The sequence below is a fragment of the Psychrobacter immobilis genome, assembly GCF_904846175.1.
Taxonomy (GTDB): domain Bacteria; phylum Pseudomonadota; class Gammaproteobacteria; order Pseudomonadales; family Moraxellaceae; genus Psychrobacter; species Psychrobacter immobilis_E.
Genome location: NZ_CAJGZM010000011.1, coordinates 35,657 through 52,426, shown reverse-complemented (window position 1 = coordinate 52,426; position 16,770 = coordinate 35,657). Strand labels below are relative to the sequence as shown.

Genomic DNA, 16,770 nt, shown 5'->3' with positions numbered 1-16,770 from the left:
GACCCCTCTCTACGTTAATCTCAGCACTAGCATACGAATATTATTTATTTAAACTCTCAATTGGAAATAAAAATGAGCGCCAAGACCGTCACGATAGAAAGCAAAGATTATGTCTTTAATACGTTCAAAGAAGCACAAAGATACTATGATGCAATCGTAAAAGAGCTATACGATGCCAAGCTAACCCTCACGACCGGTCAAGACTTTGAAGACCTAAAGTGGATATACAGCTCTTATTGTAATTATACCAATCATAATTTAGATAAATTAGGAAATTCTGATATCGTTGGCTTTAAAGGTGTCAGCACAGTACAACAAAAAGGTGGACAATATGTCCCCACAGAATGTGCTGCCATTATTTTTTCAGATGGTACTGAAGAAGAATTCTTTACCGATAAAGCTATTAAAGAGATTGCTAGTCAGCAAAATCCACGTTAATTTACGCTTATTAAGTAGCTAAATCCGCTTTAAACGCTTTTTTTCGCATATTTATCGATTATTTTGAAAATAGCGGTTGACAAGACTGCCGCTCTTACATAAAATACGCACACTCTTAGCGAGGGGCTATAGCTCAGTTGGTAGAGCACTTGCATGGCATGCAAGGGGTCAACGGTTCGACTCCGTTTAGCTCCACCATACTATTTATTGCAAAGCTCAGTTCACTGAAACTTTAACATAAATACTCGCTAGTAGGACGATATCAGCACCTAGGCACAGCTTGCTCTATTAATAGATAAGCTCTCTGATATTGTGAAGTACCGTTGTAGCCATTTGGTTATAACACTCTATGCGTCCCCATCGTCTAGAGGCCTAGGACACCGCCCTTTCACGGCGGTAACGGGGGTTCGAATCCCCCTGGGGACGCCACTATTTGGCGTCACTTATTAGCACTTTTTCTTAGCATCAGGTTAGACTAATAAGCGAACAATAAAAAATCCCAGTCATCATACGGTGACTGGGATTTTTTATGTCTGTCGTTTCTTAAAGCTACTGTTAATCATTATTTGAACATTCTGATGTGAAATGGACTGGCTTTATTAAAAGCTCAGAGCAAATATATTGAGAGCAGCTGTTAGTTTTCATACTAACGATCATAACAAGAAACAAACTCTCTAATCGCCCAACCCCATTGTCTGTATTCTCCTTGATAGTACCCTTCTAGATACACCCACGGACGGTCTTTATTATCGTAAGTAGTTTCTGTGATATAAACTTCACGATCGTTGCGTAGTTTATTGATAATCTTACCATTCGGTTTATCACGAATATTTAATGGCGTGCCTGTAGGATCGGTTACTTTACAAACCTGCTCTGCATGCGCCGCCCCCATCCCAGCTGTGATAGTAAAAATAGATAGGGCGAATATACCAATCAATCGTTTCATCTCAACTTCCTTTTATCAATAAATACTTGATACGTTTTTGCTATCGTAGCAAAAACGCCTATGACCCATTATGCATTTTGTATAAAATATTTTGGTTTGATCAATTTCTTATAAAGAGTAAAGGTAAGTCATGTCTCATGGTTTTATAGCTTCTAATATTATTATTTTTGAGGTAAGTTTAAGCTATTATCACTCTCTCTTACTCTTATCATAAACGCTTTGATAGACATTTAGTAGGTTGCTTGTTGATTTATCATAATAGTTATTTACGGGTATGTGAGAAGGGTTAAAAAAATTGAAATAAATGATACAGGAAATAATAATGAACGATGACACCAAGAAAAAATTTACTTTATTACTGGAAGAGTTAATTAACGCAACCTGCTCAGAATCTAGGCAAATAGAAATAAATATTGAACTAAATAAACTGTCTCCCGACCCTTTTTGGAGTGATTACATATTCTGGAGTGAGACGTATGTAAACGAAGACTTAAGTATAAATTATGAGGGATTTTTTGACAAAATTACTGAGTATCCAAATTCTAATGAGTATAAAACAAAGAGGCGCATTTTAGAGCTAGCACAAAAACTCGTTATTAGAGATTTTTCTGAAATTAGCGAAGTTGATATCGTAAATGAAATTAATTCACTATCTCCTGATATTAGCTGGACGAATTATCTTTTCGTCGATAAGACTTGCTTGAACACTGACGGCAGCATTGATAAAGAAAAATTCTTAAATACAATATTTAAGGAGAGCTGGAATGAGAACTTTAGATAACCAATGAAAATAAAATTTCAGATACTTGCTTTCTGTTTTCCTAGATAATAAAAAAGCCCAATCCCCTACTTTAACTGGGACTGGGCTTTTTTTATTCTAAATATAACTAACCATTACGCAGCTTTTTTACTCTCAGCTGCCAATTGACGTAGTACATAGTGCAGTACACCGCCGTGACGGACGTATTCGCGCTCTTTTGGCGTCTGTAGCATGACGTTGACATCAAAGCTCTCAGACGAACCATCTGCACGTGTGGCTGTGACTTTTGCGGTCTTGCTCTCACCATTATCTAGACCTGTAATGCTAAGCACCTCAGAACCATCTAGATTATAAGTGGCAGCATTTTCGCCTGCTTTAAAAGTCAGTGGCAACACCCCCATACCAACTAGGTTTGAGCGGTGAATACGTTCAAACGAGCTGGTCAATACCGCTTTTACGCCAAGCAAAATCGTACCCTTCGCTGCCCAGTCACGACTAGAGCCAGAGCCATATTCTGCTCCACCAAGGACTACGAGCGGACGCTTGTCTTCTTTATACTTCATTGCCGCATCATAGATGGCCATTTCTTCGCCGTCTTGTAGCGTGGCGCTATCACCGTTGAAGTAATAGGTATAACCGCCTTCTTTGCCGCCCATCATGGTGTTTTTGATACGGATATTGGCAAAGGTACCGCGCGTCATGACCGCGTCATTACCACGGCGTGAGCCATAGCTGTTGAAGTCGGCTTGTAACACGCCACGCTCTTGTAAGTATTTACCTGCTGGCGAGTCTGGATCGATATTACCGGCGGGTGAAATATGGTCAGTGGTGATTGAATCACCAAATAAACCCAAGATACGCGCCCCTTCGATATCAGGAATACCTTCTGGCTCCATGGTCATACCATCAAAGAATGGAGGGTTTTTGATATAAGTAGACGCTTCGCTCCATGGATACAACTGGCTATCAGCTGAGCTAATGGCGTTCCATGCTGCACTACCGTCAAACACTTCACCGTAGTTTTTACGGAACATATCAGCGTCGATATTATTGGCAATCAGCTCATTAATCTCATCTGACGTCGGCCAGATATCTTTAAGGTAAACATCTTTGCCTTCTTGGTCTTGCCCTAGCGGATGGGTGGTCAAGTCAATATCGACCGTACCTGCCAGCGCATAAGCAACCACTAACGGAGGCGACGCCAAGTAGCTGGCCTTAACATGCGAGTGAATGCGACCTTCAAAGTTACGGTTGCCTGACAGTACGGCAGCGGCAACCAAGTCGCCTTCTTCGATAGCGCCTTCAATTGCCTCTAACAGCGGACCTGAGTTACCGATACAAGTGGTGCAACCATAGCCAACTAAGTAAAAACCCACTTTCTCGAGCTCATCCATCAATTTGGCTTTTTCAAGGTAATCAGTCACCACTTTCGAGCCTGGAGCAAGAGAGGTCTTAACCCAAGGTTTAGCCGTAAGACCTTTTGCCGCGGCTTTTTTAGCTACTAAACCTGCGCCAATCATTACAGCGGGGTTTGAAGTATTGGTACAAGAAGTAATGGCCGCAATAACGACAGAGCCATCACGCAATCGATACTCTTCATCTTCAATTTTAACCGTGCAGTAAGTACTGCCTTCAGCGCAGAAAGGCTTGGGTTTCGCCGCCAAAGATTTGGCTTGCTCTTGCTTACCGCCTTCTTCATCAAAGCGAACCTTAGCTTCAATTTCCTTCTTACGGTCTTTGGTCATCACTTTCAGGGTTTCACCAAATTTTTCGTGCATATCAGATAGATTGATACGCTGTTGTGGCAAGTTTGGACCAGCCAGTGCGGGTTGAACGGATGACAAGTCCAATTCCAACTTACTTGAATAAGTTGCTATAGGGGTATCAGCATCGTGCCATAGACCCTGTGCCTTAGCGTATTTTTCGACCAGCTCAATCTGGCTCTCTTCTCGACCTGACAGACGCAGATAATCAATCGCCATTTGGTCAATCGGGAAAATACCGCAGGTTGCGCCATACTCGGGTGCCATATTGGCAATGGTGGCTCGATCAGCAAGCGGCATACTGTGTAGACCTTCGCCATAAAACTCGACGAACTTACCAACCACGCCATGCGCACGTAACATCTCAACCACGCGTAATACCAAATCTGTGGCGGTAACGCCTTCGGTGAGCTTGCCCTTTAGCTCAAAACCAACGACTTGTGGAATCAGCATCGATGATGGTTGATTGAGCATCGCCGCTTCCGCTTCAATACCGCCGACACCCCAACCAAGGACACCAATACCATTAATCATGGTGGTATGACTGTCAGTACCAAATACCGTGTCAGGATAAGCGGTCAGCTCGACCCCATCACCATTATCGACCTCAGCAGCCATCACCACGCGCGCCAAGTACTCTAAGTTAACCTGATGCACAATACCGGTCGCTGGTGGAACAACAACGAAGTTTTTAAAGGCATTCTTACCCCAATGCAAAAACTCATAACGCTCATTGTTACGTTTAAATTCAATCTTTTCGTTTAAATCTAGTGCATCTTCGCGACCATAGGCGTCAACTTGCACAGAGTGGTCAACGACCAACTCACTCGGGATAAAAGGGTTAATTTGATCCGCTCTGCCACCAAGCTTCACCACCGCATCACGCATGGCGGCTAAGTCGACCACTGACGGCACGCCAGTAAAATCTTGCAAGACGACGCGGGCGGGCATAAAGGCGATTTCTTTTGACGCTTCTGCACTCGCGTCCCAATTGGCAACCGCCTCAATATGGTTTTTACCGACAGATTGACCGTCGTCTTCATTACGTAATAGGTTTTCTAAGACGATTTTCATACAAAATGGCAGTTTGCTGATGTGCTCGAAAGTTTCAGTCAGCTTCGGTAAACTGTAATAGGCATGTTCCTTGCCCGCGACCGAAATGGTGTCTTTTACATTAAAAATATCACTCATGGTAGCTTCCTTATCGTTGTTATAGATCCTTGACATAAATCGTTATAAATTTATGCAGATAATTGGTGGCTAAATAGCGGGTAATTAAATTTTTATTAAATGAATGTCATTAGGTTTAATGGCTAGAGCTTAGTAGCTGATAATAGTAGCTAATAGAAATAGCCAGCTATGTTGTTATATTAGTAAGAGCGGCATTAACAAAAGATATAAGCATCTCTCTAGCGTTTAACAGTATCGCCCTTTTACCATAACAAATAACCCGTGCTTTGTTAACGTCTAGACGTAGTCAAATCGTGGCACAATCGTAAACGTAACAATGCTTTAGCACTCGATCAGCAAAGTATTTACTTGTCTTTTACTTTTGACGGCGACGACCGCTACGAAAGACTTGCCTATCCTCATAAAAGCTAGGATTGGCATTCTCTGCCCAAAAGTGTGGCACACCCAAAATAGGTAATGGAGATAGTTTGCGCGGTGTCACATTCGGTTGCGATAATAACGCCTCCATATAGTCAGTTACTTTCTGATCCAAATGACCGATACGCTCAGATAACGATAAGGCAAAAAAGTCTTGCACGACATGAATAACGATACTATGAGCGCATAATGCTTTGCGCGGTTGTAGTAGCTTTTCTAGCAGTGCATGCCCAAAAATATAAACCGCCGCTTGAGACTGGTTATTCGATTGCTTGGAGTTATCCCATTTGTCACGCGGTGCAACCAAACTTGCCTGCCAATCAAAATTAATCAGCGCTTCACCGATACTAGGCTCTGCTGTCACCAATATTGCACCATTTTCATCAAACACCGTAATGGTATCGCGAACGCGCCCGCGACTGCTTCCAATGCCTTGCTGCTCGATTTCAAGCATATGATAGTAATTGAGCAGCGCTTTAGTTTTGGGAAAGGTTAGCCAAATACTGCCGTTAAATAAATCATGCAAATTATCACGCGTCGGAATATTACCGGTCGTACCGATAAAGCTCTCGTACGCCTCGCCTTCTGGTAGCGCATCTTGTGAGACAAATCGTAAGGTTTTAGCTTGATTATTGAGCGCAGGTTTTGTTTGCGGTAGTGACTGTTGTAGGTCGTTAGCCTGTTGCTGCAATGCTGTATTTAAAACCTTGGCGATAATATCAGGCGTATGTTCTATTTTGTCTGTCTGAGCAGACTCATTATTTAAGCCACTTAATTGAATGATGTTTTTACTAATATAGCCTAACTGGTTTAAGTGACAGAGCCACGGTGCTTGCCAATCAATAGCAGCAAAGCTGTCGTCAAGCGTGCTATTACATGCAGACGGGTTATTGGTAGAAGCATCAAAAGATGCAGTTTGATAAGGCTTAGCAGGTAAATCAGTGGTGGTCATATTGACTATCTCTATTAGACGACTGGCGTGTCTATGGTATCATGGAGCGCTTTTTTACGGCTAGACGAGCCGCTCGAAATGACGTTTTCGCGCGCTATTTATTGATGAGTTTTTATGGCTAATTTTAACACCCACTTAAATGTCGCATTCATGGTCAGTGGTACGATGAGTTTGACTGTATACAAAGCGGGACTGATTGATGATTCCGGGTTTTTAATGTGCGTGGCGCTCGGTACCATCGGTGGGCTGCTGCCTGATTTGGATTCTGATAACTCAACGCCGATTAAGCTTGGGTTTAACATTACCTCATTTATTTTTGCCTTTGGTCTCGTGATGCATTGGCGTAGTGAGCTGAGTTTGCTGGCACTGATAGCGTTATGGCTGGCAGGATACGGCTTTATGCGTTATGTCGTATTCTCTATTTTTACCAACATGACCGTCCATCGCGGTGTCATTCATTCCGTACCCTATATGGCGATACTGGGTCTTGGAATGACCTATTTAAGCTATGATATTTTGCATTTATCGCTGACTGCAAGCTGGTTCTACGGCTTGTTTTTATTCGGCGGCGCGATGGTGCATTTGGCATTGGATGAGTTATATAGCGTCAACTTGATGGGTATGAAAATGAAGCGCTCATCGGGTACCGCCATGAAGTTCTATCAACATAAAGACAAATTGTGGTATCTGCTACTGTACGTCATCCTTGTACTTTTGGTATATTTTGCGCCACCGTTTGATGGGTTTTGGGAGCAGCTGCGTGACCCAGCACCTTGGGCTCAGCTTAAAATAGGCCTATGGCCAGAAATGATCAAAAATTGGCTGCAATAAAATTTGTAACGCTACTAAAAAACAAATAATAACTTGAGTAAATAATGCCAATTTCCCTACCAATCTGCCCTTGCCAAATCAATCCGTCATCGGATGACATTAGCTCGCCGCTACTTTATCAAGATTGCTGTCAGCCTTATCATGACGGGCTTTTAAATAACGAAGCTGATAAAGATGATGGCGCAAAGCCAGACTCTGCTGAGCGTCTTATGCGTTCGCGTTATAGCGCCTTTGTCTTGGTCAAGCCAGAGTACATCGTCAAAACCACCTTGCCGGCGCAGCAAAACTTGCTAGACATAAAGTCTATTGAGAGTTGGGCAAAAGAGACAGATTGGGCGGGACTAGAGATCATAGCGCATACACCAAAGCTAGGCAAACGTCATGCGCAGGTTGAGTTTAAAGCCTATTTTAATATGCCTGATGGCAAAGAACAAAAACAACAGGCGCATCATGAATTATCTGCTTTTGTAAAAACGAAAAACAAAGCTGATAATGATGCGAGTTGGTACTTTTTGGATCCGACCGTTTCTATGTCTGTCACACAGAAACAGCCGTGTATTTGTGGTTCGGGTGAGAAGTTTAAGCGCTGTTGTGGTGCTTATATCTAACTGATATTTAAGCAATATTAATTATTGCTCGATCCTAAACACTCGCTCCAACAGCTCTTGCTACCGCGATGCCTTCTTCAATGGTCAAAAACTTGCGCTGGCTTGGGCTGTCTTTATAAATGACATCGCCATCTTGGAATATCAAGCATTCATTGACGGCTAACTGTTGCCATTTTTCATTTTCAGTGAGTGGCACAGTCACTAGAATCGTAACTTTATCGGTGTCTGTGGTCACATCGCTAAAGTTAATCGCCAAATCATCATCTGCTAATTTCGCTTCACCAAATGGTGCTTTTCGCGTGAGATAAAACAGTAAGCTACCAGCATAAGCCAATTGCCATTGACCATTTGATATTAAGCAATTAAACAAACCATTGGCGGATAAATAACGACATTGAGTGGTCAAAAAGTTGAACAGTGTTTGGTCATCAGGGCGGGTTTTAAAGCTACTTTTTAGACGATTTACCAAATAGCAAAATGCCATTTCAGAATCAGTATTGCCGACTGGCTGACAATGTGAGGCATTACCATTGTCTTGCAGGCGCTGACAGCGTTTGATAAATTCGCTATTCATCTGCCCGTTATGGGCAAATACCCACTGCTCGCCCCAGACTTCACGAACGAAAGGATGAGTATTCGCCAAGCAATTCTGCCCTTGGGTGGCTTTACGAATATGGGCAATGACGTTCATGGCTTTAATCGGATAGTTATTGACCAAATCAGCAACGGGTGATAAGTGGCTTGGTTTATTATCATGAAACAGACGCAGGCCAGTCGAAGCATTACCCGAATCGCATTCGCTACGCTCAAAGAACGCAATACCAAAGCCATCTTCATGGCTGTCGGTCATGCCGCCGCGACGCCGAAACCCTGCAAAGCTAAAACCAATATCCGTTGGGGTATTACAGTTCATTCCTAAGAGTTGACACATTTATACTTCACCGCCGTTATTGTCGTCTTTTGCAGAATTTAAAGTAGGGTTTAGAGTAGCTTCTGACACTTCATCAAATATCTCATAAGGCGTTGCCCCATCGGTGTCGATATTTGCCAAAATACGCTGCGCATGCGCCAAATCAGTATCCTGTACCCATAGCACAATCCCAGAATTCATACCCGGCATCACGCTCAGCGGTTGCAGAGACACCGTAATGCCGTTATTACGCAGCAGATTAGCGTGCAGCTCACCTTGCATATTGGTATCGTAGCGCGCCAGTTTGTGCCAGTTATCAACTTGATCGGTCATGGGATTCGCCTTTATGGTTTTGATACAGGAATGATCGAACAATAACAATCTATGCCAATTGATCGAGCTTATATTCTTTAATAGCAAAATCACTGCTATTACTTAATTTGTCACGCGCCTGCTCAGCTTGGGCCATACTGCTAAAAACACCGATTAGCTGAGTATTTTTTTGCGCCGCTGATTGATTATCTAACAGCACAAATACCGTATTTTGCGCTTTTTCAACATGTGACCAATGGTAAGCGGCTAGACGCTTCATCAAGTCAGGATTTTTGACCATAATGTTATCGCCAGTCCGCCCTTCGGTACGGTTATAATGAATAACGTTTAAACGTAATAGCCAAAAAATCACCGCCGCTTTTGCGAGCATCACTGGTAAGGCGCGTTTTTCATCTTCACCAAGCGCGCGTTTCGACTCATAGCCTTGCAAAAAAGCCGCCATTTTACTGCGATCAAAATTGACGGTTTCGCCCTGCTCAGCATCGCCCCACGTCGTACAAAAATCATTAATGGTAATAGCAATATCCATCACATAATGCTCAACGCTGACTTCGGTAAAGTCTAGCAATCCCGTTAAGCGCTCTTCGCCTTTTTGGCTATTATTTAACGATAAGTTCCATAAGGTATTATCAGCGAACATGTCTAAATGACATAAGCCTTTTGGCAAAGTTGCAAGCGGCAAATCTGAGTAAGCGCGCCAAATATCGCTCATCAATTTGGCTTCGTCAGCTGGCATAAACTGCCTTTCACGGTCGCGTACATCGCTCCATGGGTATAATGGAACACCATATGCTTCTGCAGGCTGTAAAGCTTGCAACGTTTCATGCAGCATGGCTAAAGCGGCACCGATTTCATGACACATCGCTTGCGTGGTCTGCTGTGGATGCGAGCCAGCCAAACAGGGTACTAGCGTAATCGCTTTATTCTCATAGTGGATAACGTAGCATTTCTCTGCGCTATCAACCAATGATAACGGCGCTGCGACCGGTAATTTACCGTCTAATTGATTTAAAATAACCGCCATCTTTTCGATATCTTCTGGTGGACGTTCTTCAAACAAGGTAAATACATAAGAGTGCGCGCCATCCACATCATCCGTCGTCTGAATAAACCAGTTAGAGTTTTTGATACCTTGGGTAATCGGAATGGCACGCGCGAATGACACCCCAAAACGCTGGCAAAAATCGGCAAACTGGTCATCGGTTAACTGGGTATAGACGGACATGACATCTCACTTATAGCAATAGAATGAAAAGGTAAATAGGTACGGTAATGGCAGTGATTGTACCGCTCATGAGCAAACTTTGGTTAACAGCATAATAATCTTGCGAAAATCTGCCTGATATGGCGGTGATTTTGCTAGACTAGCGCTTATAGAATGAATTGATTATAAGGCGAAAGTCCCTATGTTAGCAAAGCGTATCATTCCTTGTTTGGACGTTGATAATGGCCGTGTGGTCAAAGGCGTACAATTTGTCGATATTAAAGACGCAGGCGACCCTGTTGAAGTCGCTAAGCGCTACAATGAACAAGGTGCCGATGAGATTACTTTTTTAGACATTACCGCAACCAATGATGAGCGTGATACCACCTATCATACCGTTGAGCGTATGGCAGAAACGGTATTTGTTCCGCTTACAGTCGGCGGCGGTGTGCGTAAGATTGCGGATATCCGCAACTTACTCAATGCAGGTGCGGATAAAGTAGCGATTAATTCAGCAGCGGTATTTACCCCTGAGTTTGTCGGTGAAGCGGCGCAGAAATTTGGTAATCAATGTATCGTCGTGGCTATCGATGCTAAGCGCGTTGAAGATATGACGGTCGATGGCGTTATTATGCCGCGTTGGGAGATTTTTACCCACGGTGGTCGTAAGCCAACGGGTATTGATGCGGTTGCTTGGGCAAGTAAAATGGCGGCGCTTGGCGCTGGCGAATTATTGGTCACCTCAATGGATGGTGACGGCACCAAAAAAGGCTATGATTTGGCACTCATGAAGCAAATTACTAACCGTGTGAATGTGCCGGTTATCGCATCAGGCGGCGTCGGCAATTTACAACATTTAGCCGAAGGGGTATTAGAAGGCGGCGTCGATGCCGTGCTCGCTGCCAGTATTTTTCACTTCGGTGAGTATACGGTGCAAGAAGCCAAAGAATATATGGCAGCACAAGGCATAGCAATGCGCTTATAACGCCTTTGTAAAATACAAATGCAACGGTAAAAAATGTTATCATAGCGCTAACTACTTATTATCATTTGATTTTCGTTCATTTAACGGATAATTAATCGCTTAAATAGATTATTTGAACCCAGCGTTATATTTAGATTCCTATATTTTTATACTTTTATATTAAAAGCCCATTCAGCAAAGGATATTTTTATGTCGAATTTACAACAGCAGCGCAATGATGTGACCCATATCGATGGTAACTTACATCAAAATGAAGACGCGCGTATCGGTATCGTCGTTGGTCGTTTTAACGGTTTTGTCGTTGAATCATTGGTAGATGGCGCAATCGATGCGCTACTGCGTCATGGCGTTTTGGGTAGCAACATTACCGTGATTCGTGTTCCTGGTGCCTTTGAGTTGCCATTGGTCGCTCAGCGCGCTGCTGAGTCTGATCGCTTTGACGCCATCATTGCGTTAGGCGCGATTATTCGTGGTAGCACGCCGCATTTTGACTTTGTGGCTAGCGAATCTGCCAAAGGTTTAAGCAGTGTTGCTATCGATTATAATATTCCTGTTGCCAATGGTGTATTGACCACTGACAGCATCGAGCAAGCGATTGAGCGCTCTGGTACGAAAGCCGGTAATAAAGGCTCAGAAGCGGCGATGGTGGTACTAGAGATGATTGCGGTATTATCACAGTTAGATATTAATGATGACTATGATAGTAGCGACGATGCTTAATAACAATGCTGCATAATGATACTTAATCAAACCGTCATTTCATAAAGTATTTTTATTATTTAAGCAGTTGAATGGGCGCTGTGGCTTTTCATAAGCTATCTTTGTTATAAACAGCCTCAGCGTCAATTCTGTACAGAACAATGCTACAAAGAATAGTGCTCCAAAAAAAATGTAAACGGCGCTAGCAAGCGTCGATTTAACACTCGACTGTCATAGCTGTCAGCCGATTACTATTTAACATCTTATTTTTAAACTTATTATCTTAAAACCTAGGTACAAACCCCTTATGACTGACCAACTCAAGCGCGCTATTAGCGCTGCGCAAACCGCACAACTCACTGATGGACAAGCTGAAGCGACGCGTATCGCAAGCAGTAGTGCGGGCGATCAAACCTTCGATATGAGTGAGACTACTTATAAGACCAGCCACACTGCTGTGCGCAAGGCTCGTCGCTTTGCGATGCAAGGTTTATACGAATGGCTGGTCACCGACCGCCGTTTTGATATCGATGGCAAGCTTGGCTGGAAAGCCAATGCCCCACATGATATCGCTGCCCGTACCCGTGCGACCAATGCCATGCATACTGTACATATCGGCTATTATCATGAAATGATGCGCGATATTCCAGAGCAGATTGACGCTCTCGATGTGCTAATCAGTCAGCATCTTGATCGTGAAATCGATAAGCTTGATACCGTCGAGCACGCTATTTTATTAATTGGCGCGTATGAGCTACAAAACCGCTTAGAAATTCCGTATAAAGTGGTGCTTGATGAGGCGATGAAGCTGAATAATCATTTTGGCGCTACAGATGCGCATAAATTGATTAATGCCGTCCTTGATAAAATGGCGGTTGAATTGCGTGTGCTTGAAGTAGAAGCAGATAGCAAAGCCAATCTACGCACGTCACAAAAAGCGGCGACTCAATCTAAGACTAAGCAGGCTGAAGCTCAATCTACTAATGTTGAAGAAGCTAATGCAACTGTCACTGAATCTGGTATCGACAGCACGGTAACTGGCTCAAACAAACCACGTATCAGTGCCAATAATGCTAGTGTTAAACGCAATAGCGCGAGTAAAGCATTAGCAAATATCATTGATTATAAGATAGGTAAGCAAAACGAAGCGGCAAAAGATGTCGTTGCTGCCGACTCTATCGTCAATGAACAGCTTGTCGAAGAAAATACTGCTTCTAATACTGAGATAGATGAAGACAGTAACTTAGATAGTAGTGCAGATAGCAATGATGCTAGCAACGAGAACAATAGCGCCGCCGATATTGCGCTACATGATTCTAATATTGTTAGTACTGACCAAGAAGATGCTGCCGCAGATAGCAGCTCGTTAGATAATACTGAGCTAGACGATACTATGTCAGAAAACTTAGATAACATTGTGTCAGATGATACTGATGCAAAAAGTAAAGACTAATCATGAACGAGTTTGAGCTGATCGAGCGTATATTTTTCCAAATGCAAGCTGCGCCGTCATCGTCTAGCATTGTCGATAAAGGCAATGTCGAAAAAGGCATTGGTGATGATGCAGCGGTAATGAGCTTGCCTGCAGGCGCGCGCTTGGTCAGCTGTATTGACACCCTCGTTCAAGGTCGACACTTTAATGCTGATTGGGAAGAAGTTAATAAGCTCGCATTTGCTATCGGCTATAAAGCCGTTGCGGTAAATGTCTCAGATATTGCCGCGATGGGCGCCACCCCGCATAGTATTTTATTGGCATTAGCCTTACCTGAGCGTTTGGCAAATGAGCCATGGCTGACCGAATTTTCCAAAGGTTTATTTCATGCCTGCCAGCTATTCGGTGTGACGCTTATTGGCGGTGATACCACGCGCAGTGATAACTTAATACTCAGCGTCAGCGCGCAAGGACTGCTTGATGCAAACACGCCAGCTGTGTACCGCTCAGGGGCGAAAGTTGGTGATAAAGTCTATGTCTCAGGGTCGCTTGGCGATGCCGCTTATGCGCTACAACATCCTGATAATGCTGTCGGTATTGAGCTGGCGCACCGGCTGCATATGCCTACCCCGCGTATTGCCTTAGGTGCCGTATTAGCGAAAGTTGGTGCAACTTCTATGATAGATATCTCTGATGGTTTGTATCAAGACCTTGGGCATATCTGCCAGCAAAGTAAGGTTGGTATGCGCATTCATCTCGATCAGCTACCTACCAGCAAAGCATTGGCAAACGCTGAGTTAACTGAGCGCTTATTATTTCAGTTGGCTGGCGGTGATGATTATGAGCTGGCTTTTACCTTGCCTGCGCATATCACGCCACCGATTGAGAATAGTAGCAACACACCTGTTACCTGTATTGGTGAAGTAATAGCTGTAAACGACACAGATGGTGCTAAGCATTTACGACCAGAGCTTTTTTATCAAGGGAAGCCGGTCATACCCACTCATCCCGCTCCCTTTTCTACTTGGCCCAATCTGACGGGTTACCAACATTTTGCAGGTTAACCCATGATTGATCACGACCTTATTAAGCCTGACATCCGTAAAGCCAATGATTGCCCGCCTCTCCCCGCCAATGCCAGTGCGCTTGACCGTTTAATTTATTGGCTTGGTATTGGTTTAGGCAGTGGTCTGCCCCGCCGTGCACCCGGCACTTGGGGCACGGTTGGCGGTTTAATCGTTGCGATACCTTTATTAAGTTTAGGCTTTGTACCGTTTTTGATTATTACCATTTTAGCTTGTTTGCTTGGTAATTCGATATGCGGTCGTACCTCAGATCTGATGGGTGGTCATGATAATCCGCACATTGTTTGGGATGAATGGGCAGGTATGTGGCTTACATTACTTCCGCTATCTTATATGGGTATCGCTAACGGCAATTTTTGGCAAAATATCGCCCAAATACCTACTATCGTAGCAATCATTATCGCCTTTATATTATTCCGCTTTTTTGACATTATTAAGCCGCCACCGATTGGCTGGGCGGATAAAAAAGTCGCGGGCGGTCTGGGTATTATGCTCGATGACATTATCGCTGGTGTGATGGCAGCCGCAGTTTGGGTGATTGTTTATACTTTTATTTTTACCCTTGCTGATTAACAATCATCATTATCTAATTTTTAGTTAGACTACCTTTATGCTTTCACATCTTTTATTTCTTAACATCTTTTATCGTCTCCCAAATTTTATGCGCTAGAATTTTTGGTGCTAGCTGGATAAAACAATATTAAGATTACAAAGATGTCACGACATAGCATTTTGGTTAAATGATGATTTACGCTATAATTCAATCTTATATTTTGTTACATTTGTAGGCTATTATGACATCTCCTCTTTCGGTAATTATCCTCGCGGCTGGCAAAGGCACACGTATGCAGTCAGCCAAGCCAAAAGTGCTACAGACACTGGCTGGCAAGTCACTATTGGGTCATGTGCTTGATACCTGTCATCAATTGACCGTTGATGACACTATTATTGTTCATGGTTTTGGCGGCGAGCAAGTCCAAGCAGACATTAGTGAGCAATATGCGCACGTACCTATTACTTGGGTCGCCCAGACTGAGCAGTTAGGGACAGGACATGCGGTAAAAGTGACGCTGTCCGATTTACCAAAAGAAGGTCAAAGTCTGATTCTTTATGGTGATGTACCATTGGTCAGCTGCCAGACGTTAACGGCTTTGAAGTCTGCGAATACTGACGGTATGTCGATGTTGACCCTGACGGTTGAAAACCCTTTTGGTCTCGGTCGTATCAAGCGTGATAAAGATGGCAATATCGAAGCGATCGTCGAGCAAAAAGATGCCAGCGCCGATGAGCAAAAAATTCAAGAGATTAATAGCGGTATTTATTGCGTTGATAATGCGTTGTTGCATAAATATCTGCCAAAGCTGTCTAATAATAATGCGCAGCAAGAATACTACCTGACTGATATTGTTAAAATGGCTGTCGCTGAAGGCATTAATATCGTTGCGATTGAGCCTGAGCATACCTTTGAGATTGAAGGCGTCAATAACCGCCAACAGCTTGCTAGCTTAGAGCGCACGTGGCAAGGAAAATTGGTTGCAGACCTGCAAGAAGCCGGTGTGCAGTTTGCCGACCCAAGTCGTGTTGATATTCGTGGTACCTTAACTGCCGGTCAAGATGTGTTTGTTGATGTGGGAGTGGTATTTGAGGGCGATTGCGTCTTAGGCGATAACGTTTATATCGAAGCGGGCTGTGTGATTAAAAATGCCCGTATTGGTAATGCCTGTCATATCAAACCTTATTGCGTGATTGATCGTGCTGAGATTGGTGCAGGTGTCGATGTTGGTCCTTTTGCCCATTTGCGTCCTGAAACAGTTTTGGCTGACAACAGCAAAGTTGGTAATTTTGTTGAAATTAAAAAATCGACTATCGGTCATGGCAGCAAGGTTAATCACCTAAGCTACGTCGGCGATGCAACGATCGGTACCGACGTCAATATTGGCGCTGGTGTCATTACCTGTAATTACGATGGCGTAAACAAATCGCAAACCATTATCGAAGATAATGCGTTTATTGGCTCTAATTCTAGTTTGGTCGCGCCAGTAACCATTGGTGATATGGCTACGGTTGCTGCAGGCTCCGTGATTACCAAAAATGTTGATAATAAAGCATTAGCTTTTGGTCGCGCTCGTCAAACCCAGAAAGATGACTTTCAGCGTCCGACTAAAAAGTCAAAATAGTCAAAATACGTTGAAAACTGTTCATTTAAACACTATTTA

Annotated in this window: 16 protein-coding genes and 2 tRNA genes; 12 read left to right on the top strand and 6 right to left on the bottom strand. The window is 43.4% G+C overall.

Features of this window, described 5'->3' with window-relative positions:
• Window positions 1-72 precede the first annotated feature (72 nt).
• The 3 genes from JMW39_RS11775 to JMW39_RS11765 all read left to right on the top strand — a co-directional run bounded on the left by JMW39_RS11775 (window position 73) and on the right by JMW39_RS11765 (window position 867).
• Window positions 73-438, top strand: coding sequence for a hypothetical protein (locus JMW39_RS11775; protein WP_201546668.1), 366 nt, complete (start codon window positions 73-75; stop codon window positions 436-438).
• 122 nt (window positions 439-560) lie between these two features.
• A tRNA-Ala gene (locus JMW39_RS11770) sits at window positions 561-636 on the top strand.
• Between the two features lie 155 nt (window positions 637-791).
• Window positions 792-867: transfer RNA gene (locus JMW39_RS11765), tRNA-Glu, on the top strand.
• 217 nt (window positions 868-1,084) lie between these two features.
• Here the strand turns inward: JMW39_RS11765 and JMW39_RS11760 are convergent.
• Window positions 1,085-1,384, bottom strand: a complete 300-nt coding sequence (locus tag JMW39_RS11760; protein WP_201546666.1) for a hypothetical protein — start codon at window positions 1,382-1,384, stop codon at window positions 1,085-1,087.
• Window positions 1,385-1,706: 322 nt separating this feature from the next.
• On the opposite strand from JMW39_RS11760, the gene JMW39_RS11755 reads away from it, so the two are divergent.
• The gene (locus tag JMW39_RS11755) at window positions 1,707-2,165 is read left to right on the top strand and encodes a hypothetical protein (RefSeq protein ID WP_149490755.1); all 459 of its coding nucleotides are present in this window, start codon (window positions 1,707-1,709) and stop codon (window positions 2,163-2,165) included.
• Window positions 2,166-2,278: 113 nt separating this feature from the next.
• Here JMW39_RS11755 and acnA read toward each other — a convergent pair whose 3' ends face one another.
• On the bottom strand, window positions 2,279-5,098 hold the full coding sequence (acnA, locus tag JMW39_RS11750) for an aconitate hydratase AcnA (protein ID WP_201546664.1): 2,820 nt from the start codon (window positions 5,096-5,098) through the stop codon (window positions 2,279-2,281).
• Between the two features lie 355 nt (window positions 5,099-5,453).
• On the bottom strand, window positions 5,454-6,467 hold the full coding sequence (locus JMW39_RS11745; RefSeq protein WP_201546662.1) for a DUF3025 domain-containing protein: 1,014 nt from the start codon (window positions 6,465-6,467) through the stop codon (window positions 5,454-5,456).
• Between the two features lie 114 nt (window positions 6,468-6,581).
• Here JMW39_RS11745 and JMW39_RS11740 point away from each other — a divergent pair, with 114 nt between their 5' ends.
• Both JMW39_RS11740 and JMW39_RS11735 read left to right on the top strand, forming a co-directional pair.
• Window positions 6,582-7,298 (top strand): metal-dependent hydrolase, encoded by a 717-nt coding sequence (locus tag JMW39_RS11740; RefSeq protein WP_201546660.1) that lies wholly within the window; start codon window positions 6,582-6,584, stop codon window positions 7,296-7,298.
• A gap of 44 nt (window positions 7,299-7,342) precedes the next feature.
• Entirely contained in the window at window positions 7,343-7,906 is a 564-nt protein-coding gene (locus tag JMW39_RS11735) for a YchJ family protein (RefSeq protein ID WP_201546658.1), read from the top strand.
• 34 nt (window positions 7,907-7,940) lie between these two features.
• Here JMW39_RS11735 and JMW39_RS11730 read toward each other — a convergent pair whose 3' ends face one another.
• From JMW39_RS11730 to JMW39_RS11720, 3 genes are read right to left on the bottom strand one after another with little or no spacing between them, the layout of a single operon-like run.
• The gene (locus tag JMW39_RS11730; RefSeq protein WP_201546656.1) at window positions 7,941-8,837 is read right to left on the bottom strand and encodes a class II glutamine amidotransferase; all 897 of its coding nucleotides are present in this window, start codon (window positions 8,835-8,837) and stop codon (window positions 7,941-7,943) included.
• The gene (locus tag JMW39_RS11725; protein ID WP_227679508.1) at window positions 8,838-9,149 is read right to left on the bottom strand and encodes a putative signal transducing protein; all 312 of its coding nucleotides are present in this window, start codon (window positions 9,147-9,149) and stop codon (window positions 8,838-8,840) included. It lies immediately after the preceding gene.
• A 49-nt stretch (window positions 9,150-9,198) separates the two neighbouring features.
• Window positions 9,199-10,374, bottom strand: a complete 1,176-nt coding sequence (locus JMW39_RS11720; RefSeq protein WP_201546654.1) for a homoserine kinase — start codon at window positions 10,372-10,374, stop codon at window positions 9,199-9,201.
• A 181-nt stretch (window positions 10,375-10,555) separates the two neighbouring features.
• Between JMW39_RS11720 and hisF the strand changes: the two genes are divergently transcribed.
• From hisF to glmU, 6 genes are all read left to right on the top strand, one after another.
• Window positions 10,556-11,338 carry an imidazole glycerol phosphate synthase subunit HisF gene (gene hisF, locus JMW39_RS11715; RefSeq protein WP_201546652.1) on the top strand — a complete coding sequence of 261 codons (783 nt, stop codon included), beginning with the start codon at window positions 10,556-10,558 and terminating at the stop codon, window positions 11,336-11,338.
• A gap of 189 nt (window positions 11,339-11,527) precedes the next feature.
• Complete coding sequence (gene ribE / locus JMW39_RS11710; protein WP_201546650.1) at window positions 11,528-12,058, top strand: 6,7-dimethyl-8-ribityllumazine synthase; 531 nt, start codon at window positions 11,528-11,530, stop codon at window positions 12,056-12,058.
• 286 nt (window positions 12,059-12,344) lie between these two features.
• On the top strand, window positions 12,345-13,490 hold the full coding sequence (gene nusB, locus JMW39_RS11705; protein ID WP_201546648.1) for a transcription antitermination factor NusB: 1,146 nt from the start codon (window positions 12,345-12,347) through the stop codon (window positions 13,488-13,490).
• 2 nt (window positions 13,491-13,492) lie between these two features.
• Entirely contained in the window at window positions 13,493-14,533 is a 1,041-nt protein-coding gene (thiL, locus tag JMW39_RS11700; protein WP_201546646.1) for a thiamine-phosphate kinase, read from the top strand.
• Between the two features lie 3 nt (window positions 14,534-14,536).
• On the top strand, window positions 14,537-15,127 hold the full coding sequence (locus tag JMW39_RS11695; protein ID WP_201546644.1) for a phosphatidylglycerophosphatase A: 591 nt from the start codon (window positions 14,537-14,539) through the stop codon (window positions 15,125-15,127).
• A 221-nt stretch (window positions 15,128-15,348) separates the two neighbouring features.
• Window positions 15,349-16,731 (top strand): bifunctional UDP-N-acetylglucosamine diphosphorylase/glucosamine-1-phosphate N-acetyltransferase GlmU, encoded by a 1,383-nt coding sequence (gene glmU, locus JMW39_RS11690; protein ID WP_201546642.1) that lies wholly within the window; start codon window positions 15,349-15,351, stop codon window positions 16,729-16,731.
• The last annotated feature ends 39 nt before the right edge of the window (window positions 16,732-16,770 follow it).

Excerpts from the sequence above, each read along its gene's own strand:
- JMW39_RS11775 (WP_201546668.1), top strand. The coding sequence starts at position 73 with ATGAGCGCCAAGACCGTCACGATAGAAAGCAAAGATTATGTCTTTAAT.
- JMW39_RS11760 (WP_201546666.1), bottom strand. The coding sequence starts at position 1,384 with ATGAAACGATTGATTGGTATATTCGCCCTATCTATTTTTACTATCACA.
- JMW39_RS11755 (WP_149490755.1), top strand. The coding sequence starts at position 1,707 with ATGAACGATGACACCAAGAAAAAATTTACTTTATTACTGGAAGAGTTA.
- acnA (WP_201546664.1), bottom strand. The coding sequence starts at position 5,098 with ATGAGTGATATTTTTAATGTAAAAGACACCATTTCGGTCGCGGGCAAG.
- JMW39_RS11745 (WP_201546662.1), bottom strand. The coding sequence starts at position 6,467 with ATGACCACCACTGATTTACCTGCTAAGCCTTATCAAACTGCATCTTTT.
- JMW39_RS11740 (WP_201546660.1), top strand. The coding sequence starts at position 6,582 with ATGGCTAATTTTAACACCCACTTAAATGTCGCATTCATGGTCAGTGGT.
- JMW39_RS11735 (WP_201546658.1), top strand. The coding sequence starts at position 7,343 with ATGCCAATTTCCCTACCAATCTGCCCTTGCCAAATCAATCCGTCATCG.
- JMW39_RS11730 (WP_201546656.1), bottom strand. The coding sequence starts at position 8,837 with ATGTGTCAACTCTTAGGAATGAACTGTAATACCCCAACGGATATTGGT.
- JMW39_RS11725 (WP_227679508.1), bottom strand. The coding sequence starts at position 9,149 with ATGACCGATCAAGTTGATAACTGGCACAAACTGGCGCGCTACGATACC.
- JMW39_RS11720 (WP_201546654.1), bottom strand. The coding sequence starts at position 10,374 with ATGTCCGTCTATACCCAGTTAACCGATGACCAGTTTGCCGATTTTTGC.
- hisF (WP_201546652.1), top strand. The coding sequence starts at position 10,556 with ATGTTAGCAAAGCGTATCATTCCTTGTTTGGACGTTGATAATGGCCGT.
- ribE (WP_201546650.1), top strand. The coding sequence starts at position 11,528 with ATGTCGAATTTACAACAGCAGCGCAATGATGTGACCCATATCGATGGT.
- nusB (WP_201546648.1), top strand. The coding sequence starts at position 12,345 with ATGACTGACCAACTCAAGCGCGCTATTAGCGCTGCGCAAACCGCACAA.
- thiL (WP_201546646.1), top strand. The coding sequence starts at position 13,493 with ATGAACGAGTTTGAGCTGATCGAGCGTATATTTTTCCAAATGCAAGCT.
- JMW39_RS11695 (WP_201546644.1), top strand. The coding sequence starts at position 14,537 with ATGATTGATCACGACCTTATTAAGCCTGACATCCGTAAAGCCAATGAT.
- glmU (WP_201546642.1), top strand. The coding sequence starts at position 15,349 with ATGACATCTCCTCTTTCGGTAATTATCCTCGCGGCTGGCAAAGGCACA.